Annotated in this window: 22 protein-coding genes; 5 read left to right on the top strand and 17 right to left on the bottom strand. The window is 65.7% G+C overall.

All coding sequences use genetic code 11. The annotated features are described in order from the left end of the window. Positions 1-15: 15 nt before the first annotated feature. From FQ775_RS10040 to FQ775_RS10060, 5 genes are all read right to left on the bottom strand, one after another. Positions 16-264, bottom strand: coding sequence for a hypothetical protein (locus FQ775_RS10040; RefSeq protein ID WP_146297936.1), 249 nt, complete (start codon positions 262-264; stop codon positions 16-18). Positions 265-321: 57 nt separating this feature from the next. Beyond that, positions 322-525 (bottom strand): tautomerase family protein, encoded by a 204-nt coding sequence (locus FQ775_RS10045; protein ID WP_146297937.1) that lies wholly within the window; start codon positions 523-525, stop codon positions 322-324. 67 nt (positions 526-592) lie between these two features. Then, positions 593-943 (bottom strand): DUF488 domain-containing protein, encoded by a 351-nt coding sequence (locus FQ775_RS10050; RefSeq protein ID WP_146297938.1) that lies wholly within the window; start codon positions 941-943, stop codon positions 593-595. 284 nt (positions 944-1,227) lie between these two features. Next, positions 1,228-1,863 carry a DapH/DapD/GlmU-related protein gene (locus tag FQ775_RS10055; protein WP_146297939.1) on the bottom strand — a complete coding sequence of 212 codons (636 nt, stop codon included), beginning with the start codon at positions 1,861-1,863 and terminating at the stop codon, positions 1,228-1,230. A gap of 54 nt (positions 1,864-1,917) precedes the next feature. Beyond that, entirely contained in the window at positions 1,918-2,406 is a 489-nt protein-coding gene (locus tag FQ775_RS10060; protein ID WP_146297940.1) for a CreA family protein, read from the bottom strand. Positions 2,407-2,551: 145 nt separating this feature from the next. Between FQ775_RS10060 and FQ775_RS10065 the strand changes: the two genes are divergently transcribed. From FQ775_RS10065 to FQ775_RS10080, 4 genes are read left to right on the top strand one after another with little or no spacing between them, the layout of a single operon-like run. Next, positions 2,552-2,695: a hypothetical protein gene (locus FQ775_RS10065; protein ID WP_167812887.1), complete on the top strand. Its 144-nt coding sequence runs from the start codon at positions 2,552-2,554 to the stop codon at positions 2,693-2,695. A gap of 34 nt (positions 2,696-2,729) precedes the next feature. Beyond that, on the top strand, positions 2,730-3,311 hold the full coding sequence (locus FQ775_RS10070) for an SCO family protein (protein WP_146297941.1): 582 nt from the start codon (positions 2,730-2,732) through the stop codon (positions 3,309-3,311). A 17-nt stretch (positions 3,312-3,328) separates the two neighbouring features. Next, entirely contained in the window at positions 3,329-4,462 is a 1,134-nt protein-coding gene (locus tag FQ775_RS10075) for an FAD-dependent oxidoreductase (protein WP_146301802.1), read from the top strand. Positions 4,463-4,489: 27 nt separating this feature from the next. Next, positions 4,490-5,362, top strand: coding sequence for a 50S ribosomal protein L11 methyltransferase (locus tag FQ775_RS10080; RefSeq protein WP_146297942.1), 873 nt, complete (start codon positions 4,490-4,492; stop codon positions 5,360-5,362). Positions 5,363-5,440: 78 nt separating this feature from the next. On the opposite strand, the gene FQ775_RS10085 is transcribed toward FQ775_RS10080, so the two are convergent. Further along, positions 5,441-5,716, bottom strand: a complete 276-nt coding sequence (locus FQ775_RS10085) for a hypothetical protein (RefSeq protein WP_432420057.1) — start codon at positions 5,714-5,716, stop codon at positions 5,441-5,443. Between the two features lie 128 nt (positions 5,717-5,844). Here FQ775_RS10085 and FQ775_RS10090 point away from each other — a divergent pair, with 128 nt between their 5' ends. Then, entirely contained in the window at positions 5,845-7,680 is a 1,836-nt protein-coding gene (locus FQ775_RS10090; RefSeq protein WP_146297943.1) for an aminopeptidase P family protein, read from the top strand. 10 nt (positions 7,681-7,690) lie between these two features. Here FQ775_RS10090 and FQ775_RS10095 read toward each other — a convergent pair whose 3' ends face one another. The 11 genes from FQ775_RS10095 to FQ775_RS10145 all read right to left on the bottom strand — a co-directional run bounded on the left by FQ775_RS10095 (position 7,691) and on the right by FQ775_RS10145 (position 20,600). After that, positions 7,691-7,987, bottom strand: coding sequence for an AzlD family protein (locus tag FQ775_RS10095; protein WP_146297944.1), 297 nt, complete (start codon positions 7,985-7,987; stop codon positions 7,691-7,693). Next, entirely contained in the window at positions 7,984-8,745 is a 762-nt protein-coding gene (locus FQ775_RS10100) for an AzlC family ABC transporter permease (protein WP_146297945.1), read from the bottom strand. The genes FQ775_RS10095 and FQ775_RS10100 overlap by 4 nt, the downstream gene beginning before the upstream one ends. Before the next feature lie 123 nt (positions 8,746-8,868). Continuing rightward, positions 8,869-9,660 (bottom strand): hypothetical protein, encoded by a 792-nt coding sequence (locus tag FQ775_RS10105; protein ID WP_146297946.1) that lies wholly within the window; start codon positions 9,658-9,660, stop codon positions 8,869-8,871. Next, the gene (ligA, locus tag FQ775_RS10110) at positions 9,657-11,771 is read right to left on the bottom strand and encodes an NAD-dependent DNA ligase LigA (RefSeq protein WP_146297947.1); all 2,115 of its coding nucleotides are present in this window, start codon (positions 11,769-11,771) and stop codon (positions 9,657-9,659) included. Before ligA ends, FQ775_RS10105 begins: the two co-directional genes overlap by 4 nt. Positions 11,772-11,845: 74 nt before the next feature. Continuing rightward, positions 11,846-13,519: a DNA repair protein RecN gene (gene recN, locus FQ775_RS10115; RefSeq protein ID WP_146297948.1), complete on the bottom strand. Its 1,674-nt coding sequence runs from the start codon at positions 13,517-13,519 to the stop codon at positions 11,846-11,848. Positions 13,520-13,534: 15 nt separating this feature from the next. After that, positions 13,535-14,401 carry an outer membrane protein assembly factor BamD gene (locus FQ775_RS10120; protein ID WP_146297949.1) on the bottom strand — a complete coding sequence of 289 codons (867 nt, stop codon included), beginning with the start codon at positions 14,399-14,401 and terminating at the stop codon, positions 13,535-13,537. A gap of 117 nt (positions 14,402-14,518) precedes the next feature. Further along, entirely contained in the window at positions 14,519-15,469 is a 951-nt protein-coding gene (gene lpxC, locus FQ775_RS10125; RefSeq protein ID WP_146297950.1) for a UDP-3-O-acyl-N-acetylglucosamine deacetylase, read from the bottom strand. A gap of 287 nt (positions 15,470-15,756) precedes the next feature. Beyond that, positions 15,757-17,382: a cell division protein FtsZ gene (gene ftsZ, locus FQ775_RS10130; protein WP_146297951.1), complete on the bottom strand. Its 1,626-nt coding sequence runs from the start codon at positions 17,380-17,382 to the stop codon at positions 15,757-15,759. A 67-nt stretch (positions 17,383-17,449) separates the two neighbouring features. Further along, entirely contained in the window at positions 17,450-18,760 is a 1,311-nt protein-coding gene (ftsA, locus tag FQ775_RS10135; RefSeq protein WP_146297952.1) for a cell division protein FtsA, read from the bottom strand. Further along, on the bottom strand, positions 18,757-19,686 hold the full coding sequence (locus FQ775_RS10140) for a cell division protein FtsQ/DivIB (protein WP_146297953.1): 930 nt from the start codon (positions 19,684-19,686) through the stop codon (positions 18,757-18,759). Before FQ775_RS10140 ends, ftsA begins: the two co-directional genes overlap by 4 nt. After that, a complete protein-coding gene (locus FQ775_RS10145) occupies positions 19,674-20,600 on the bottom strand; it encodes a D-alanine--D-alanine ligase (RefSeq protein ID WP_146297954.1) in 927 nt (308 codons plus the stop codon). Before FQ775_RS10145 ends, FQ775_RS10140 begins: the two co-directional genes overlap by 13 nt. Between the last annotated feature and the right edge of the window lie 179 nt (positions 20,601-20,779).

The following is a 20,779-nucleotide window of genomic DNA, read 5'->3' on the forward strand; positions in this document are numbered from 1 at the left end:
CATCCGGCACGCATCTTATCCCGAAATGACATCGCCTTCGCGCCAGTCGCGCCGGCCCCAGTTGCGCAGGCGCATGCGCGGCGCAATCCACGATGCGGCGACCGGCGACAGGGCAAGGCTCGCCACGACGACGGCGGGAATCAGGTAGATTGCGTGCGCGGCGAGCGCGGGCACGGAAAGCACGGTGACCACACCGGTGCCGAAAAGCACGGCGTTTGTCGAAAGACTGCAGACGATCACCAGCCAAGTGTCTGTGCTGAACATGGCGTTGCTCCTTTCTCAGGCTAAACGCCGGCAACGCGGTCCTGTTCCCCCGCCGCCTCAGCCAGCCTTGGCGCGCTGGTCGCTCACCGTCACCCCCTTGATGCCGATATTGTCGGTGCTCACCTCGTCGATGAACACCATGACGCTTTCCGGCCGCTTGCCGAGCACACGCACCATGGTGTCGGTGATCTCTGCGATCACCTGGCGTTTCTGCTCGCGCGACACCCCGTCATCGGTGATGCGGACATTGATGTAGGGCAAGGCGGCCTCCTCGTTTCGGGCAACGCGTCAGCGCATAGGCCGACGCGCGCCCCCCGGCAAGAGCTCTTCACGACCCGCCTTCTTCCAGCAGCTCACGGATCACCACGGCCTGGTTGTGCCTTTCGTCCTTCGCCGAATAGACCAGCGTCAGCGGCCCTGCCCTCGCTTTCACCAGCAGCGCCTCGACCAGGTCGCGCTTTGCCGAAAGCTCGCGCCGGTAGCGCGTCCGAAACTCGGCCCATCGCGCCGGGTCGTGACCGAACCATTTTCGCAGTTGTGTCGACGGGCCGATGTCCGGCAGCCACAGGTCGAGCGCTGCCTTCGCCTTCGACACGCCGCGCGGCCACACCCGGTCGACCAGCACGCGCGTGCCGTCGCCGTCCTCGGCGGGCTCGTAGATGCGCTTCAGCCGGATCATGCCTTGCAACCTGCGCCAGACGCCGCGCCTCCGCAACACGATCGTCCGCGCTTTCGCCCGCCTGTCGGCACAGGCATCGGTTGTGCAAATGCCATTTACACACTTTTAACGTGCAATGCCTAAATTGATTCTCGCAGGCCGGTCCTGCACCGCCTACCCCCCAGGCGGCATGCTCTCCCTTCCGCCGTGGCCCCCTGCGGCGGAAGGGGCTCCACCAAGGGACGACGCCGGGAGCGGCAGGCTCTCCGCTTCCGGCGATCGCGTCCCGGCCGGTCAGGCGCGCCTCAGCGCCTTTCCCATTTGTCGAGGAAATCGGTAATCGGCAGCACCTGCATGTCGGGCACCGCCTCGAACAGTTTCTCGTCCGGCCAGTGCCACCAGCCGAGTGCGGCAATCCGCGCCGCGATGTCGGGCTGAAAGCGCGGCCGCAGCAACCGCGCCGGCGCCCCGGCAACGATCGTGTAGGGTTCGACGTCCCTTGTCACCACGGCGTTCGCCCCGACCACAGCGCCGTCGCCGATCGTCACCCCCGGCAGCACCACCGCGCCGTGCCCGATCCAGACGTCGTGGCCGATCGACACCCGTTTCTGCCGACGCCGCTCGCGGAACGCGCCGTCGACGCCGAGATAGCGAAAATATTCGTTCGGCCGGTAGGAGAGCTTGTGGGTGGTCAGCCGATCGAGAGGGTGTTCAAGCGCATTGATGCGTGTATTGGCCGCGATCGAGCAGAACTTGCCGATGCCTGCATAGATCGCCTCGCCATGGCGCTCGAAATAGGAAAAGTTCCCGACTTCGACCTCGCGCAGGATGACGCGCTCGCCCACTGCCACATGGCGCCCGAGCCGGCAGCCCTTCAGGACCGCGGTCGAATGGATGCGCGGCGCCGGGTCGGTGAAGCGAAGGTCGGAGGCTTCGGACATGCCAAGCCTCTAGTCGCTCGGCAGCCGCTTGGAAAGGCCTTGTGCCCCCGCCGCCTACTCGGGCTTGCCGTTCACCCAGGTCACGTCGGCGCCGTAGAGCGGCACCGTCGAGATCGCCATCTTGGCCGAGCCGTCCTGCACCTGGCGTGTGTGCGACAGGTAGATCAGCGTGTCGTTGGCCTTGTCGTAGATGCGCTTCACCACCTGCTTCTTCCAGATCAGGCTGATGCCTTGCCTGAACACCTCCTCGCCATCCTTGTCGAGTTCGATGTCGCCGATGCGGATTGGCCCGGTCTGCCGGCAGGCGATCGAGCTGTTGGAAGGATCCTCGAACCAGTTGCCCTTCTGCAGGCGGTCGATCATGCCGCGCTCGAAATAGGCGACGTGGCAGGTCACGCCCTCGATCTCCGGATCGCTGATCGCCTCCACGATGATGTCGTTGCCGAGCCAGTCGACGCCGACCTCGCCCACCTCCTGGCCATTCACGGCACCCGTCGTGGCCACCGCAAGCAGGGCCGTGGCCAGCATGGTCCGGATTGTCATGACGTGTCTCCTGATCTGGTTCGGGAAGCTTCAGATGGGTTTGTCGCGCCGGTTGCGCAAGCTGGCGCAATCCGGTCGCGACCTTTGGCCACTTTGCGGACGGCACGCCGAAGCATTATGTTGGTGGCCAGACGACAGGTGATTGATGACCATCCGCCCCGCCCTTCAGGCCACGATACTGGTCGCCGGCTTTGCCGGGCTGGCCGGGATCGTGTTCGCCATGTGGGCCGACAAGGGGCCACAAATGTTCCTCGCGCTCGTCGAAACCGGCCTTGCCTGGTGCTTCTGAGGCCCGGCGGCGCTTTTTCACAGGATCGAACGACATGATGCGCGGCGTTCTCGTTGGCATACTCATCCTGATGGCCGGCGCCGTCGGTTGGCTGACCTTCGACTGGTACCGCACCACCTATGGCGGCGGCGAACCGTTCGGGGCGCCCTTCGCGCTCGTCGACCAGAAGGGCGGGGAGATCACCGAGGCGGCCTTCAGGGGTAGCCCGACGGCGCTGTTCTTCGGCTTCACACATTGCCCCGAGGTCTGTCCGACCACGCTCTATGAACTCGACGGCTGGCTGAGCCAGATGGGCGCCGACGGCGACAAGGTTGAGGCGTTCTTTGTCTCGGTCGATCCCGAACGCGATACGCCGGAAGTGCTCGACCGCTATGTGAGCAACGTTTCCAGCCGCATTACCGGCATCACCGGTACGCCCGAGAAGGTCGCCGAGATGACCAAGGCGTTCAAGATCTACGCCAAGAAGGTGCCGCTCGACGGCGATGACTACACGATGGACCACACTGCCTCGATCCTGCTTCTCGGCCGGCGCGGCGACTTCTTCGGCACCATCGCCTACGGCGAAAGCGCTGAGACCGCGATCGCCAAGCTGACGCGGCTGGTCAACGAAGGCTGAAGGGGCGCTGGGCGGTGATGACGCCGGCCGCGAAACGTGACCTTTCGGTTCTCATCGTCGGCGCCGGTCCGGTCGGTCTGACCGCGGCGCTGGAACTGGCCCGTCGCGGCTACCGCCCGCGCATCGTCGACAAGGCGACGGGCTTCGCCCCCGAGACAGAAAGCCGGGCGCTGGCGGTGAATGTGCGCACACTCGAGCTTCTGGAGCCGGTCGGCGTCTCCGAAAAGATCGTCGCCGAGGCGCGTCCGATCCGGGAGATCCGGCTTTATTCGCGGACCCGGCTGCTCCTGCGCGTTGAGACGGTCCGTGCCGAAGGGCGTTACCGCAGCCTGCACACGCTGGCCCAGGCGCGCACCGAGCGCCTGCTGGCCGCGCGGCTCGCCGAATTCGGTATCGCGCCCGAATGGCAGACCGAGTGCCTTGACGTCACGGAGCCGGACAGGCCGCGCGTGAGCCTCCAACTGACCGACGGCTCACTGACCGAAATGCGCCCCGACATCGTCATCGGCACCGACGGCGCCCATTCCGCCGTGCGCAAATCGGCAGGCTTCGCCTTCCCCGGCGAGGCGCTGTCGCAGATCTTCCACCTCGCCGATTTCCGCTACCGGAAGCCGGTCGACATCAGCCATGCCGAGGCCCGTTTCCAGGAGCCCGGCGTCATCGCCCGTTTTCCGGTTTCGCCCGACACGCTGCGTTATGTCTCCAGCCTCGCCGACTACAAGGAACGCATCGACCATCCCGCCGCCATTGCCGAGACGGTCTGGGAATCGACCTTCCACGTCTCCTTCCGCCACACCGAGGAGATGTCGAAGGGCAAGGTGTTTCTGGCCGGCGACGCGGCGCACATCCATTCGCCGGTCGGCGGGCGCGGCATGAACCTCGGCATCGAGGATGCCTGCTGGCTGGCCTGGCTGATTGATGAGGGGCGCACGGCCGAATATTCCAAGCTGCGCGCGCCGGCGGTGCGCCGCGTCATGGCCGACACGCGCCAGAACACCCGCATGATCCTTCTGAAGAACCCCATCCTGCGAGCGCTCCGCAACGCGGTCGTGCCCGCGCTTGCGCGGCTCTCCTGGGTCAGGCAGGAAGGGCTGAAGGGTGCGCTCGGGCTCGACACGCCCGCCCCGCCTTGGCTCGGCCCGCAAGCCTGATCTCGCCGTTCAGGAGAACGTCCGCGAATGCAATGCCGCCTGTTCCTCGTCGCCTCCGAGGCCGACGCCAAGCGTCTCTACGCGGCCCTCGGGACCGAGTTCGAGCCCGACGGCTTTGCGATCGCTATCACCGACACCGACGAGGCGGCGCGGCTTCACACCGTCGAACTCTATGTCGACGAAACGGAGGTGACCGAAACGCAGACGAGAATCACGTCGCTGTTGAGCGAGTTGGGGCTTGCCCTCCCGGTCGAGCGCGAGGACCTGCCGGACATCGACTGGGTCGCAAAGTCGCTCGAAGGCCTGAAACCGGTGCGCGCCGGGCGCTTCCTCGTTCATGGCGCCCATGACCGCGACAAACGGCGACCCAACGACATCGCGGTCGAAATCGAGGCCGGCCTCGCCTTCGGCACCGGCCATCACGGCACCACGGCCGGCTGCCTCGAAATGATCGAGCAGGTAGTACGCCGCGAGCGGCCGCGAAACGTGCTCGATCTCGGCACCGGCAGCGGCGTGCTGGCGATTGCCCTCGCAAGATGGGCGCATGTCCCCGTTCTGGCGACCGACATCGACCCCGTGGCAACGGCTGTTGCCCGCGCCAACGCTGCGCTCAACGGCGTCGGCCGCCTGGTGCATGGGGTGACGGCAACGGGCTTTGCCCACCGCGACGTGGCCGCCCGCGCGCCCTACGACCTGATCATCGCCAACATTCTGGCGCGGCCGTTGATGAAGCTGGCGCCCGACATGGCCCGGCACCTGCGCTCGGGAAGTTCGCTGATCCTGTCGGGCATCCTGGTGCGGCAGCGCGAGGCGGTCCTTGCCGCCTATGTCGGCCAATGCTTCCGGCACGTGCGTACGATGAGGCGCGGCGAGTGGGTGACGCTTCATCTCAAGCGCTGACAAAAAAAGCGGCCCCTTGCGGAGCCGCTTCGACTTCAGCAGCAGGCCGGAGGTCGCCGCCCGCGCGAATGTCCGAACTCAGAGCGGGTAGTACCCGCCGCCGCGCTTCTTCAACTCGGCGCGGCTGTGACCGTTGGCCTTCAGCGTCTCGTCGTCGAGCATCAGCAGCGCGCCGTTGACGTACTGGCTGGCCTGCCGCATGCGCGCCTCAACCAAAGCGTTGAGGGCATTGCGAAAGAAACCACGTGCCTGTGCCATATCGAAAATCCTCTTGTTGGAAGACCTGTCCTCCACGACCAGAAAGGTAAGATCGACTGACCTATTCCACCAGCGCTGAACATGCATGGAAGCCATGCGCTCTTCGCATGCGCGAAAAGTACAGTGCGCTGCAAAATCGCATCAGCAATCCCGACAAGCCGGCGGCCATTGCCTCTCCACGCGGCTGCGACTACCGTCCGCCGGCGAAACCTTTCAGGCATCCCATGTTTCAGAGCTTTAAGACCGTCTCCGATCCCGGCCAGGCCGCGCCACGCGTCGCGCGCCTGCGCGAACGGCTGGCAAAGGACGGAGTCGACGGCTTTCTGGTGCCGCGCGCCGACGAGCACCAGGGCGAATATGTGCCGGCGCGCGCCGAGCGGCTGCAGTGGATTTCCGGCTTCACCGGCTCCGCCGGGGCCGCGTTGATCCTCGCCGACAAGGCACTCCTCTTCGTCGACGGGCGCTACACCTTGCAGGCCCGGGCACAGGTCGATTGCGGTCTTTTCACGGTCGAGGATCTGATCGAGACGCCGCCATCGGCCTATCTGGAAAAGCAACTCGCCAGTGGTCGGCGGGTCGGCTTCGACCCCTGGCTGCACACCATCGCCGAAGCGAAAAAGCTGCGCTCCGGCGTCGAGAGCCGTGACGGTTCCCTGGTGGCCCTCGACGATAATCCTCTCGATGCCGTCTGGGACGATCAGCCCGGCCCGCCGCTGGAGGCCGTCTCCATTCACCCCGAACATCTGGCCGGCCGGCTCGCGCGCGCAAAGCTCGCCGACCTCGCCGCAGCCGTCGCGGCGGCTGGCTGCGACTTCACCGTTCTGACCGATCCCTCCTCGATCTGCTGGGCCTTCAACATCCGAGGCGCCGACGTGCCGCACACGCCGCTGGCGCTCGCCTTCGCCATCCTGCCGGCCGAGGGACGCCCGCTGCTCTTCATCGACAAACGCAAGCTGCCGATGAAGACAGAAGCCTACCTCACCCAACTCGCCGACCTGCATCCACCGTCGACCCTGGAAGCAGAACTGACTAGGCTTGCCGCCGGCAACGCAAAGGTCGGGCTCGACTACGCGCTGGCCGCCGAAAAGCTGCGGCTTGTCGTCGAGGAGGCCGGCGGAAAGGTGGCGTCGTTGCCTGATCCTGCCCGCCTGCCGCGCGCCACCAAGAACGCGGCCGAACTCGCCGGCAGCCGCGCTGCGCATCGCCGCGACGGCGCGGCCGTGACGCGGTTCTTGTGCTGGCTCGACAGCCAAGTTCCGGGATCGCTCGACGAGATCGGCGCGGTGAAGGCGCTCGAGGCCAAACGTCGCCGCGCCGGCGAGGAGGCGCAGATGCCGCTGCGCGACATTTCCTTCGACACGATTTCCGGGGCTGGGCCGAACGGCGCCATCATCCATTACCGTGTCACCGAAGAGACCAACCGGGTTCTTGGCGAAGGCGAACTGTTCCTCGTCGATTCGGGAGGCCAGTATGAGGACGGCACCACCGACATCACCCGTACTGTCGCGATCGGCGAGCCGAGCGAGGAAATGCGCGAGCGCTACACCCTCGTGCTGAAGGGCATGATCGGCATTTCGATGCTGCGTTTCCCCGTCGGCACCCGCGGCAGTGACATCGACGCGGTCGCCCGCCTGGCCTTGTGGAAAGCCGGCTGCGATTACGGCCATGGCACCGGCCACGGTGTCGGCGCCTATCTGTCCGTCCATGAAGGCCCGCAGCGTATCGCCAAGACCGGCACCGAAAAGCTGCTGCCGGGCATGATCCTTTCCAACGAACCCGGATATTATCGCGAGGGCGCGTACGGCATCCGCATCGAAAACCTGATCGTCGTCGAGGAATCGGCTCCCGTGCAGGGCGGCGACAAGCCGATGCACGGCTTCGAGACGCTGACGCTGGCGCCCTTCGACCGCCGGCTCATCGCCGAGCATCTGATGACGCGCGAGGAACTGCAGTGGCTCGACGCCTATCACGCCCGCGTCGTTGCCGAGATCGGTCCTCTGCTTGATGCGGAGACACGCAGTTGGCTGGAGCGTGCGGCGGCTCCGCTCGACAAGCACTGAGAGCTTGGGTTCAGCCGAAGAAATAACGCCCCACGATGAGCACGGCAGAGCCGCCGACAAACAGGCTCATCATGCCGCCGCGCAGGCCGATCAATGCCGCGGCGACCAGCGCCAGCGCCTCCGCCGGTCCCGCCTGAACCGCGGCAGGCGCGACAAGCGTGGTCAGCACCGCCGCCGGCACCGCGTTGAGGCCCGCCTCGACGCGCGGATGAATGCGGGAAAAGCGCGACAGAACCAGATGTCCGCCGCAGCGGGTCAGATAGGTGAGTACCGCGCCGGCAAGTACGATCCAGACGATCTGGCTCACACGCTCTCTCCCGTCTGGTCAACAGGCGGTTCGTCATAGGCGGCACGCGCCTCTGCGCTCAGCGGCATTGCCGCGGCGAGAACGATACCGGCCAGCGCGCCGATCGAGACATGCCAAGGCGAGCCGACGAAATGATAGGCGACGACAGAGGCCGCCGCGCTCGCCAGCACCACCGGCAACCACAGCGGGCGCTTGCGGAAGCCGATGACGAGGCCGAGGAAATAGATCGGCAGCAGGAAGTCGATGCCGAGCGCATGCGGATCGGGGATGAGCGAGCCGAAACGCGCCCCGAGCCAGGAATTGACGATCCAGAACACGTAGACCGGTGTCGCCATGCCCATGTACCAGACAAAGCCGATCGTCTGCCCGTTCTCGCCGCGCCTTTCGGATTCCGCATATTGCGGATCGACCAGGAAGAAGAAGCCGAGCGTTTTCTGCCAGCCACTCCAGTGGCCGATGCGGCGGCCGACGGCGGCCGAATACAGGATGTGGCGGAAGTTGACTGCGAAGATCGAAAACACGATCAGCCATGGCGCGATCTTCTGGCCGAAGAGGTCGATGCCGACCATCTGGCTGGCGCCGGCGAAGATCGTCGCGCTCATCAGTGTCGCCTCGAACTCGGTAAAGCCGTTCTGGACCGCCAGCGCACCGAACAGCACTGCGAACGGCGCCGAGGCAACGAAGATCGGGACACCGAGGCGAAAGCCGGCCCAGAAATCGGACGCGGCCGGGTTATCCAGGGTTGTATCGGTAGACAATGGTTTCTCCGGGAACGCGCCCTATGTAGGAACGCCGGCCGCTGCTGTCACACGAATTCGGTTGAGCCAAGGATCAAGAGAAGTGATGCCAAATGGCATGGCCAGAGAGCCCAAACCGAATGCTCAGGCGGAACCTTCGAGTGCGTGCCAGAACGCTGCCGGTGCGCCTGCCCAATGCCAGAACGCGACGCCGGCAAGGCGACGCGCCTGCGCGGACACGATCAGGCGCCGGGCATCTTCCGCGCATTCGGCTGCGGACGCGCAACCACCCTCCCCAAGCCAGGCCGGCCCAGCCGGAAGGATCGGCAGGCCGCAACCACGATTGGCATCGAGCGCCTGATCCAGCGTCGTGCCGGCAGCGGCCACGCCATAAAGTTGCGGGCTGCAAAAATCGGCGACGGCTGACAGGCGCGAAAGAATGTGCGGCCAACCGGCCCGGCCTTGCGGTACGGCGTGGCTCGACACGCCAACCGGGATGCCCACTTCCTCCTTCGCTGCGGCAAGTACGGCCGCATAGGCTGCTGCCATGCCCGCGTCGCCCTGAAAGAACGGCGAGCCCTGCTCGGCGTCGATCAGCATGCCGGCGAGCGAACGCGCGGCGGCGATCGTGGCAAACATCTTCGCTTCGGCACGCGCCTCGCTGACCGTCCGACAACAGGGGATATGCCATCCCGAGATCGCAATGCCCGCTTTGGCGGCCAAGGTCACGAGCGCGTCAAGGGCGGCCCCGGTCGGACCGTCGAGGTTGGGCCGAAACGGGAAGGCCCCTTCCCCGACCTTGACCCAGATGTCCGTCAGCCCGGCGCGCCGCGCCTTGAACACAACGTCTTCGGGGCCGCCCTCCGTCCCCAGAACATCTCCGAGCCGCCAGACGAACAGAGAGCGCCGGAAACCGCTGGGTAGGCTTTCGCTCACCCCTGCCCGATCCGTTCGAACCAGGTCGCCTCGTCGATCACCTCGATGTCGAGTTCGGCCGCCTTTTTCAGCTTCGAGCCCGCGCCCGGCCCCGCAACCACGAGGTCGGTCTTGCTCGACACTGATCCGGCGGCCTTGGCGCCGAGCTTCTCGGCCATCGCCTTGGCCTCGTCGCGCGACATGCGTTCCAGCGCGCCGGTGAAGACAATCGTCTTGCCGGCGACAGGAGAATCGGAGGCAACCTTCTCGGCATCCTCGACCCGCACCTGCGCCGCAAGCCTTTCGACCAACGCGCGATTATGCTCCTCGCCGAAATAGCGCGCGATCGCGTCGATCACCGCGTTGCCGATATCGTCGAGCGCGTCCATGTCCTCACGCGCGTTCTCGTCGCCGTTGGCAACGGCAATGGCCGCGTCATGAAACGCCTGCCATGAGCCGTAGGCGCGGGCCAGGGTGCGGGCCGTCGTCTCGCCGACATGACGGATGCCGAGCGCATAGATCATGCGCTCCAGTGAGATGTCCCGCCGTTCCTCGATCGCCGCGAAAAGCTTCGCCGCCGAGACCGCGCCGAACCCTTCCTTGTCCTTCAGCTTCTTCAGATTCGTTGCGTCGCGCTCGCCAAGCGTAAAGATGTCCGCCGGGCTTTTCACCGGCAGATCGTCGTCGCCAAAAAAGAATTCGATCTGTTTTTCGCCCAGCCCCTCGATGTCGAAGGCGCGGCGCGACACGAAGTGGCGCAGATGCTCGATGCGCTGGAACGGACAGGCAAACTCGCCCGTGCAGCGCCTGATCACGCCCTCCGCACCACCCGCCGTCTCCTCCCGCACGACCGGCGTCGCAAGCTCGCATGGGCAGGTGGAGGGAAATTCGAACGCGACGGCACCTGCGGGCCGTTTGTCGAGATCGACACCGAGGATCTGCGGGATGACGTCGCCGGCACGCTGCACGGTGACCGTGTCGCCGATCATGACGCCGAGACGCTCGATCTCCTCGGCATTGTGCAAAGTCGCGTTGGTCACCACGACGCCGCCCACGGTCACCGGCGTCAGTCGCGCCACCGGCGTCAGCGCTCCTGTGCGGCCAACCTGGATATCGATGCCGTTGAGAACCGTGGTCGCCTTCTCGGCCGGAAATTTGTGGGCAATGGCCCAGCGCGGCGAGCGCGACACGAAGCCGAGCCGCTCCTGCATGGCGAGGTCATCGACCTTGTAGACGACGCCATCGATGTCGTAGCCGAGTCCGGCACGGCTTTCCTCGATCAGCCGGTAGTGTGCGAGCAGACCCTCGACATCGGTGAAGCGCTTCATCAACGGGTTGACCGGAAAGCCGTAGCGCTCGAAGGCTGCCACCATGCCCATCTGGGTTTCGGCCGGCATGGCGCTTACCTCGCCCCAGGTATAGGCGAAGAAATGCAGCGCGCGTGACGCGGTGACCGAAGAGTCGAGTTGCCGGATCGAGCCGGCCGCGGTGTTGCGCGGATTGACATAGGTCTGCTTGCCCTCGGCTTCCTGGCGTCGGTTGAGCGCCAGGAAGTCGGCCTGGGTCATGTAGACCTCGCCGCGCACCTCCAGCACGTCCGGAGCATCGCCGGAAAGCACGTTGGGAATATCTGCGATGGTCCGGGCGTTGGCGGTGACATCCTCGCCGGTCTGGCCGTCGCCGCGCGTCGCCGCCGCCGTCAGCCTTCCCTTCTCGTAGCGCAGCGACAGCGACAGCCCGTCGATCTTCGGTTCGGCGGTGAGGCCCAATTCCGTCTCGGGCGCGAGCCTCAGATAACGCCTGACCCGCTCGACGAAGTCGCGCACGTCGTCGTTCGAAAACGCGTTGTCGAGCGAAAGCATCGGCACCTTGTGCCGAACCTTCTCGAACTTTTCCGACACCGCCGCGCCGACGTTCAGCGATGGCGAGTCAGCACGCACCAGGTGCGGAAAGCGCTGTTCGATCGCCAGGTTGCGGCGCCTCAGCGCATCGTATTCCGCGTCGCTGATCGTCGGGGCGTCCTCGGCGTGATAACGCCGGTCGTGCTCGGCGATCTCGCTCGCGAGCCGCTCAAGTTCGGCGACGGCTTCCTTTTCCGAAAGGTCGCTGACGGGTTTGGAGGATTTCGGCATTTCTTTTCCGGAAACGACTGCGTCTTGCCGATCGGTGGCCGGCAGCAGAAGCTATGCCAGCTTGCCGGCTGACTTCAACTGACAGCCGCGTTCTCGTCGAGCAGCCGCCCCGCCGCCGCGCGGGCTTCCTCGGTGATCGTGGCGCCGGCGAGCATGCGCGCGATCTCCTCGCGCCGCGCCGCCTCGGCCAGCACGTCGACGCCGGTGGTGACGCTTTCGGCATTGCCGGTCTTGGAGATCAGGAAGTGATTGGCCGCACGCGCCGCCACTTGCGGCGCGTGGGTGACCGACAGCACCTGCACGCGCTCGGCCAGCCGCGCCAGGCGCTTGCCGATGGCATCGGCCACGGCGCCTCCGACGCCGGTGTCGATCTCGTCGAAAACCAGGGTGGGGGCCGACCCGCGGTCGGCGAGAGCCACCTTGAGCGCCAGCAGGAAGCGCGAGAGCTCACCGCCCGACGCAATCTTCGCCATCGGCCCCGGCCGCGAGCCCGGATTCGTGCGCACCCAGAACGCCACCTCGTCGATCCCGTCCTCGCGACGGTCGTCAGGCTCCGAATCGATCTGGACCATGAATTCCGCGCGTTCCAGCTTGAGCGCCGGCAGTTCGGCCATGACCGCGCTCGCCAGCGTCTCGGCGGCGGCCTTGCGGCCTGCCGACAGCGTAGCGGCGGCGGCGTCGTAGCTCTCGCGCGTCGCCAGCGCAGCCTTTTCCAGTCCCGAGACGCGCTCCTCGCCGGCGTCGAGGTCGGCGAGTTCGGCCGCCATCTTCTCGCGCAAAGCCGGAAGGCCATCGACCTGCACATTGTGCTTGCGTGCCGCCGCACGCAGCGCAAACAATCGTTCCTCGGCTTCCTCAAGCCTTTTCGGGTCGAATTCGGTCGCCCGCATCGCGGCGCCAATACCGCTCTCGGCCGCGTCAAGCGCGAGCAGCGCCTCGTCGAGCGCCTTGATCGTATCGTCAAGCAGCCCCGGCGCCTCGCCCGCCTTGCGCTCGAGCCGCCTGAGCAGGCTTGCCAGCGGCGGCACAGGCGAGTTGTTGCCAGCAAAGAGCTCCTGTGCCTCGCTGATCTCGGCAGCGATCTTTTCCGATCGCATCATCGTGGCGCGCATGCCGGCGAGTTCTTCCTCCTCACCGACGACCGGCGCCAGTTGCGAAAGCTCCTCAACCGATGCGCGGAGGTAGTCGGCCTCGCGCGCTGCAGCCTCGACGCGGGCACGATGGCGGCTCAGCTCCTGCTCGGCCTCGCGCCACGCGACCCAGGCTGCCCGTGTCGTCTCGGCCTCGCCACGCAGCCGGCCGAAGGCGTCGAGGAGATCGCGGTGCGCGGCGGTATCGACCAGCGCCCGTTCGTCATGCTGGCCATGGATTTCCACCAGCGCCCGGCCGATCTCTCGCATCAAGGTAACACTGGACGGTCGGTCATTGACGAAGACGCGCGTGCGACCGTCGGCGGTCTGCACACGGCGCAGCACGATGTCGCCATCATCGTCCATCGCGTTTTCGCGCAGGAGGATACGCGCGGGATGGTCGGCCGGCACGTCGAAAGCCGCGCTAACCTGGCCCTGCTGGGCACCGGCGCGCACCAGCGCGGCGTCACCACGCATGCCCAGCGCCAGCGACAGCGCGTCGAGCAGGATCGACTTGCCGGCACCGGTCTCGCCGGTCAGCACCGAAAGACCGTCATGGAAACCGATATCGAGCTTTTCGATCAGGACAATGTCGCGGATCGACAGTTGGGCCAGCATCGCGAGGTCTGGCCGTCAGCCGCCCAGTATGGCCGCTCCGGCCTTCGACAGCCACGAGCCCGTGTTCTCGCGCGGCTCCAGCCCGCCGCTCTGCAGCAAGGCGTAGGAATCACGGTACCACTGGCTGTCCGGATAGTTGTGCCCGAGCACGGCGGCGGCCGTCTGCGCTTCCGAAGCCAGCCCCATCGCCAGGTAGCTTTCGGTCAGCCGCGCCAGCGCCTCCTCGACATGGCGCGTGTCCGAGTAGGCCTCCACGACCAGCCGGAACCGCTTGATGGCGGCAATGTATTCGCGGCGTTCGAGGTAATAGCGGCCAATCTGCATTTCCTTGCCGGCCAGCTGGTCGCGCGCAAAACGCTTCTTCGCCTTGGCATCCTCGACATATTCGGATTCAGGCCAACGCGTGATCACCTCGTCCATCGCCTCGATGGTGTTGCGCGAATCCTTCTGGTCCTGGGTCACGTCGGGGATCTGGCGGAAATAGCTCAAGCCGACGATGTACTGCGCATAGGCCGCGTCGTCGCTGTAGGGATAAAGCGAGACGTAACGCTTGCCGGTGTTGATGGCATCGACATAATTGCCTTGCCGATAGTTGGCGAAGGCATGCATGACCATCGAGCGGCGGGCAAATTCGGAATAGGGATGCTGCCGGTCGATCGCCTCGAACTTGGCGATCGCCTCGCTCATCCGGCCGGCCTCGAGATTGGCCAGCCCTTGATTGTAGAGAACGTCGGCCGGCTCGATCTCCTCGACATAGGCCGTGAGATCGAGATCCCTGTCGGAACTGCAACCCGCTACGGAGAGCGGCGTCATCGCCGCCGCCAGCACGATGAGTGCATTGGCAAGGCCGCTTCTTGGCCGCGTCGATCGAACGGAATGCATCTTTGCTCTTGTCCCTCGGCCCCAAAGCGGGCACTTGACCGCCGCCATTAAACACAGCACCGGCACTCGGGCAACGCTATCGCGCCGCAATCGCGCAATTTTGTGGCAACGGTCGCGTTAGAGCCGCCAGGGCGCATAGACCGGCGCGTTGACTGCCACCAGTTCCGCCGTGCGGCCGCGTTCACGGCGACCCGTCTCCACGATCTCGAAGGCGCTGCTGTCGGACAGCAGCAACCGAAGCGCCGAAGCGTTGAGGCTGTGCCCGCCGCGATAGGAACGGAAGCAGCCAATGAAGCGGGCACCGGCAAGCGCCAGGTCGCCCATCGCATCGAGCGTCTTGTGGCGCACGAACTCGTCCTCGAAGCGCAGCCCGCCAATATTGACGATGCTGTCGTCCTCGGCGATCACGACGGAATTGTCGAGCGAAGAGCCAAGCGCATAGCCGGCCGCCCAAAGTCGCTCGACATCGGTGACGAACCCGAAGGTGCGGGCGCGGGCGATATCGCGCTTGAAGCTTGCCGGCCCTACCTCGGTGGTGAATTTCTGGCGACCAATCGCCTTGCTCTCGAAATCGATCTCGACCTCGAAGCGGGTTCCGTCATGCGGCAGGAACTCCGCCCATGAACCGCCCTTTTCGATGCGGATCGGCTTCAGCACCCGGATATAGCGACGCTTGGCGGAGAGCGCGGCAATGCCGGCCTGTTCGAACGCCTCGACGAAGCTCTGGCCGCTGCCATCCATGATCGGCACTTCCGGTCCGTCGATGTCGATCGCGACGTTGTCAACGCCCAGTGCGAACAGCGTCGCCATCAGGTGCTCGACGGTGGCCACATGAATGCCGCTTGCATCGCCAAGCACGGTGCAAAGGTCGGTCGCGCCTATCTCGGAGACGAGCGCGCGGATTTCGCGCTGCTCACCATCGGCCGACTGGCAGTTGAAGACGATTCCAGTATCCGCATCCGCCGGACTGAAGTGAATCGTCACCGCCTTGCCGCTATGCACGCCGACGCCGGACAGGCACGTGCGCGATCTGAGGGTGGTTTGATATTCGTGCAATTCTATTCCCATGGCCCCGCCCCGTACGAGACCGCTTGGCCAGTTGTTGCCTGCGGTTCTTCTCCGCGCACGCCCAGGCGCCCCATTCCCCGAAAGCCCTGCACAACGCTTTGATTTTTCGGGGCCGAAGATAATGGCCACGCGGAGAGTCGCCAAATCACGCTTTCTTACTCTGTGTTACGCCGAAATCACGCGAGATTTCCGAGGTTAGCCATTGATTTTTCATCAGTTTCTACGAAGGCAGGCCGGAGCGTCACTCCGGCCTGTTACAATCCGTGTCGTGCACCTGTCAGGGCACGTCAGTTGGCCTGCCGGCGAAGGAAGGCAGGAATCTCCAACTGATCGTCTTCCTGGGCCGGGCGAGCCGACGGCGTCAGGCGCCCGTGGTCGTCGAGTTGCCCCTTTCGCGGCGCGTAGAGCTGCGGGTCCTGGTTGGAAAGGCGCCGTGATTCGGCCTGCCTGACTAACTGCGGCTCGCGCGGCGGCGCGGCGTTCGTGCGCACCGGCTCGTCGTCACGCTTGGAAAGACCCGTGGTGAGCCGCTTGAGCAGCCCCATCGGTCCCTTTTCGTCCGACGACGTCGGCTCGGCACTCGCCTGCATTTCAGCCTTTGCCACCGGGGGAAAGTCCTCGACGCGCGGCATGCGCGGCGACTGCTCCGCGACCGGTCGTGCCTGCGGCATCTCCGCGGCTGGTGCCTGTTCGGCCACCGGGGCGCCGTGGAAGATGCGGCTTTGCGGCCGGAACTCGCCTGCGGCCTCTCCGGCCGAGCGCTCGGCATCACGAATAGCCTCGGCGACCGGGTCGATCTCGGCTTGCATCTGCGGCTTTTCGGCTTGTAGCGCCACGGCAGGCTGCGGCTGGGCGGCGGGCTTCGGTTCGGGTGCCGCCGCTGCCGGCCGCGCCGCGACTTTGGGCTGGTGGCGGATTTCGATCGGTGCGGCTGCGATCTCGGACGCCTTCTTGTCGATGCCGGTTGCAACCACCGAGACGCGGATCACGCCTTCGAGATCCTCGTCGAAGGTCGCACCGAGGATGATGTTGGCCTCCTGGTCGACTTCCTCGCGGATGCGGGTTGCCGCCTCGTCGACCTCGAACAGCGTCAGGTCGCGGCCACCGGTGATCGAGATCAGCAGCCCGCGCGCACCCTTCATCGAGCTCTCGTCGAGCAGCGGATTGGCAATCGCCGCCTCCGCCGCCGCCATTGCGCGGCCTTCGCCGGAAGCCTCGCCGGTGCCCATCATCGCCTTGCCCATCTCGCGCATGACCGAACGCACGTCGGCGAAGTCGAGATTGATCAGGCCCTCCTTGACCATCAGGTCGGTGATGCAGGCCACGCCGGAATAGAGCACCTGATCCGCCATCGCGAAGGCGTCGGCAAAGGTGGTCTTGTCATTGGCGATGCGGAAGAGGTTCTGGTTCGGGATGACGATCAGCGTATCGACGCATTTCTGCAGTTCCTCAATGCCGGTGTCGGCGGTCTTCATCCGCCGCTGGCCTTCGAAGTGGAACGGCTTGGTGACGACGCCGACGGTCAGGATTCCCTTTTCGCGCGCCGCATGCGCAACGACAGGAGCCGCACCGGTCCCGGTGCCGCCGCCCATGCCGGCGGTGACGAAGCACATATGCGTGCCGGCCAGATGATCGACGATCTCGTCAATGCACTCCTCCGCCGCCGCGCGGCCAACTTCCGGCTGCGACCCGGCACCAAGCCCCTCGGTCACATGCGCGCCGAGTTGGATCAGGCGCTCCGCCTTCGACATCGTCAGCGCTTGTGCATCGGTGTTGGCGACCACGAAGTCGACCCCGCGCAGCCCGGCCGTGATCATGTTGTTGACGGCGTTGCCGCCACCCCCGCCAACACCGAAAACGGTGATGCGCGGCTTCAGCTCGGTGATGTCCGGCTTTTGCAGATTGATAGTCATGTCCTCGTCCTTTTCGCCTTTCTTGCCGCATCGCCGCAGCGGCTGCCTGGAGGTTCGACCCTCGGAGTTAGAAGCTGTCCCTCAGCCATTGACCCATGCGCTGGAACCGCCCGCCCGTACCCGTTGAACGCATGCGCAGAAATCCAGAAACCCGGTTGTTTTCGAATGAGGCGACCTGCGGATAGATCATCAGCCCGACCGCCGCCGCGAAGGCCGGCCCCTTGGCCGCCTCCGGCAACCCCGCCACGCCGAGCGGCCGCCCGATGCGCACATTGCGCCCGAGCACGCGACGCGCCGCCTCCGGCATCCCCGCCAACTGGCTGGCGCCACCAGTCAGCACCACACGCTTGCCGACGGTCGAGCCGTAGCCGGACCGGCTAAGCCGCTCGCGCACGATCTCCAGTGTTTCCTCGACCCGCGCGCGGATGATGCGCGCCATCACCGAGCGCGGCACCTGGTGCGGCTCGTCACCATCGTCGCCGCCGACCGGCGGAATATTCACGATGTCACGGTCGTCGGCGGCACTCGGCAGCGCCGAGCCATGCATGACCTTCAGCCGCTCGGCGGTCTCGACGCTGGTCGAAAGGCCGCGCGCCATGTCCAGCGTCACATGCCTGCCGCCGACCGGGATAGATTCGGCATGTACGAACTTGCCTTCGGCGAACACCGAAATGGTTGTCGTGCCGCCGCCCATGTCGATGCAGGCCGCGCCCAACTCGGCCTCATCGTCAACGAGCGCTGCAAGCCCGCTTGCATATGGCGTGGCCACCATGCGCTCGACGGAAAGATGCGCCCGGTTGATGCACAGTTCGAGATTGCGGATCGGGGCCGCGTCGGCCGTCAGCACATGCATGTCGACGCCCAGCGTTTCGCCGATCATGCCGCGCGGGTCGCGCACGCCGCGTTCGGCATCGAGCGTGAAACCGACCGCCAGCGAATGGACGAGTTCGCGCTCGACTTCCAGCGCCTGCTTGGCGCCGGCCGCAAGGACTTTCTTGATATCCGCGGCGGCCGCCGCATGCCCCCCGAGATTGACCGTCGCGGTCGAGACGTCGCTCTTCAAGCGGCCGGCCGACAGGTTGACGATCAGCGAATCGACGGTCACTCCCGCCATCCGCTCGGCGGCGTCGACGGCGAGCCTGATGGCGCTTTCGGCATGGTCGAGATCGACGACCATGCCCGACTTGACCCCGTGTGACTTCTGGTGACCGATGCCGACCACTTTGGCCTGATGCGTGCGCCCCTTGAGCAACTGGCCAGTCTCCGCGGGTCGGAGCTTGCCGATGATGCAGCAGATCTTGCTCGAACCCACGTCGAGCACGGTCACGACACCCGAGCGCGCGCCCGTATCTCCTCGCGGTCCGGCGAGCCAGCTCATATCGCCCGCCCCTGTCGCTTCTTGCCGCCGCGCGCCTTCACCGCGGCGTCGCGCCGCACCACCGCCTCAGGCGTCAGCTTCACGACCAGCCGGTCGTCGAGACGCATGTCGACCGCGACGATGTCGCGCGACAGCAGCCCCTGCGCCTGATCCAGCGCGGCCAGGTCAGCCAACGCGGCGCGCTCGCCGTCTTCCGGCAGCTTGACGGTGATGCCGTTCTCCAGCCGAAGGTTCCAGCGCCGGTCGGCGACCCTGACATAGCCCCTGACGCGCGAGGCCAGGCCCGGGTGCAGGCCGACCTTGTGCACGATCAGCTGCGCCTTCTGCGCCGCGCCGACACCGACGACCAGCGGCAAGGTGGCGTAGCGCTCGCTGCGGAAGGGCGCGATTTCAGCGCCCGATCGCTCGATCAGGGTGAGATCGCTGCCACGCTGCCAGATGGCGAAAGGCTGCTTTTCCTCGATCGCGATCTCGACGGCATCGGGATAGATCTTGCGCACCGACGCCGACCGCACCCAAGGCATCGCGGCGATGCGCGAGCGCGCGTGATCGACGTCGAAACCGACCAGTGACGTCCAGCCGTCCAGCTCGAGACGCTGCAGGATATCGATTTCGGAGGTCTCGCGGTGACCGGAGATGCGCACATCGCTGATGGCGAAGCCGCCAATCGAGGTGACACCCTTGACGATGGCCGGGTAGTGTCCACCCAGCGCCGCCCCATAGGCGCCGGTGAGCAGGAACAGCACCGCAGTTGCCGCCGCCGTCGCATGGCGGGGAATTTCGATACGGCTGAAATCGATGCGCGACGCCGCCCTGACCGGGCGCCTCAAGAGCCGCGGCAGAACCCCTTCCGCGATGCCGGCGGGCATGCGCAGCCAGCCGGCGGAGCCAGCGGCGCGGTTCTTGCCGGGTCTCAACGCAAACACGAGGCGTCCTCCACCATCCAACGCAGGAGCTCTCCAAAATCGTGACCGGCATGCGCGGCGAGTTCCGGCACGAGCGACGTCGGCGTCATGCCCGGCTGGGTGTTGACTTCAAGCCAAATCAGCTCGCCATTTTCCGAATGGCGATCGTCGTAGCGGAAGTCGGACCGGGACACGCCCCGGCAGCCGATGGCTTGATGAGCCTTGAGCGCGAGTGTCTGTATTTTTTGGTAAATATTCGGTGAAATTTTTGCGGGGCATTCGTGATTTGATCCACCCGCGACGTACTTTGCGTCGTAATCATAGAAGGAATGTCCGACCGGGATGATCTCGGTGACGCCGAGCGCCACGTCGCCCATGACGGCGCAGGTCAGTTCGCGACCGTGAATGAAACGCTCGACCATGACCGTGTCGCCATATTTCCACTCCGAGGACTGGATCACCTGCGGCGGGTGCGACTGATCCTCCCTGACGATGACCACGCCGAAGCTCGACCCTTCATTGACCGGCTTGACCACGTAGGGCGGCTTCATCGGATGTTCGGGGCCGATCGCGAAGCGGTTGCGCACCTTGGACTCGGCGACCGGGATGCCGGCCGCCCTGGCGATCACCTTGGCCCGCTCCTTGTCCATTGCCAGCGCCGAGGCGAGCACGCCGGAATGGGTGTAGGGCAACTCCAGATATTCGAGGATGCCCTGCACCGTGCCGTCCTCGCCATAGGGGCCGTGCAGCGCATTGAAGGCAACGTCGGGCTTGAGTTCCTCGAGCACCCGGCCGACATCACGGGCAACGTCCACCCGGGTCACCCGGTAGCCCTCAGCCTCGAGCGCATCGGCGCAGGCATTTCCGGAGGACAGTGACACCGGCCGCTCGGAAGAAAAGCCCCCCATCAGAACGGCCACGTGCTTGCTCCCCATGCCTCGACTTCCCCTTCTCCGGCGGGCCGCATCCATGCGTTGTCGAGGCTTGAGTCCGAGTCCACCGGCAGGTGACCCCCCAGTCCGATACGCGGGTGAACGCGTGTTGCGACTCAAATCAGGAAACGCTCAACCCCAAGGAATCAGAGCTTTGCGCCGCTGGCAAGTACAGATTGCGG

The organism is Nitratireductor mangrovi, assembly GCF_007922615.2.
Classification (GTDB): Bacteria; Pseudomonadota; Alphaproteobacteria; order Rhizobiales; family Rhizobiaceae; genus Mangrovimarina; species Mangrovimarina mangrovi.

Excerpts from the sequence above, each read along its gene's own strand:
- FQ775_RS10040 (WP_146297936.1), bottom strand. The coding sequence starts at position 264 with ATGTTCAGCACAGACACTTGGCTGGTGATCGTCTGCAGTCTTTCGACA.
- FQ775_RS10050 (WP_146297938.1), bottom strand. The coding sequence starts at position 943 with ATGATCCGGCTGAAGCGCATCTACGAGCCCGCCGAGGACGGCGACGGC.
- FQ775_RS10055 (WP_146297939.1), bottom strand. The coding sequence starts at position 1,863 with ATGTCCGAAGCCTCCGACCTTCGCTTCACCGACCCGGCGCCGCGCATC.
- FQ775_RS10060 (WP_146297940.1), bottom strand. The coding sequence starts at position 2,406 with ATGACAATCCGGACCATGCTGGCCACGGCCCTGCTTGCGGTGGCCACG.
- FQ775_RS10065 (WP_167812887.1), top strand. The coding sequence starts at position 2,552 with ATGACCATCCGCCCCGCCCTTCAGGCCACGATACTGGTCGCCGGCTTT.
- FQ775_RS10070 (WP_146297941.1), top strand. The coding sequence starts at position 2,730 with ATGATGCGCGGCGTTCTCGTTGGCATACTCATCCTGATGGCCGGCGCC.
- FQ775_RS10075 (WP_146301802.1), top strand. The coding sequence starts at position 3,329 with ATGACGCCGGCCGCGAAACGTGACCTTTCGGTTCTCATCGTCGGCGCC.
- FQ775_RS10080 (WP_146297942.1), top strand. The coding sequence starts at position 4,490 with ATGCAATGCCGCCTGTTCCTCGTCGCCTCCGAGGCCGACGCCAAGCGT.
- FQ775_RS10085 (WP_432420057.1), bottom strand. The coding sequence starts at position 5,716 with ATGGCTTCCATGCATGTTCAGCGCTGGTGGAATAGGTCAGTCGATCTT.
- FQ775_RS10090 (WP_146297943.1), top strand. The coding sequence starts at position 5,845 with ATGTTTCAGAGCTTTAAGACCGTCTCCGATCCCGGCCAGGCCGCGCCA.
- ligA (WP_146297947.1), bottom strand. The coding sequence starts at position 11,771 with ATGCCGAAATCCTCCAAACCCGTCAGCGACCTTTCGGAAAAGGAAGCC.
- recN (WP_146297948.1), bottom strand. The coding sequence starts at position 13,519 with ATGCTGGCCCAACTGTCGATCCGCGACATTGTCCTGATCGAAAAGCTC.
- FQ775_RS10120 (WP_146297949.1), bottom strand. The coding sequence starts at position 14,401 with ATGCATTCCGTTCGATCGACGCGGCCAAGAAGCGGCCTTGCCAATGCA.
- lpxC (WP_146297950.1), bottom strand. The coding sequence starts at position 15,469 with ATGGGAATAGAATTGCACGAATATCAAACCACCCTCAGATCGCGCACG.
- ftsZ (WP_146297951.1), bottom strand. The coding sequence starts at position 17,382 with ATGACTATCAATCTGCAAAAGCCGGACATCACCGAGCTGAAGCCGCGC.
- ftsA (WP_146297952.1), bottom strand. The coding sequence starts at position 18,760 with ATGAGCTGGCTCGCCGGACCGCGAGGAGATACGGGCGCGCGCTCGGGT.
- FQ775_RS10145 (WP_146297954.1), bottom strand. The coding sequence starts at position 20,600 with ATGGGGAGCAAGCACGTGGCCGTTCTGATGGGGGGCTTTTCTTCCGAG.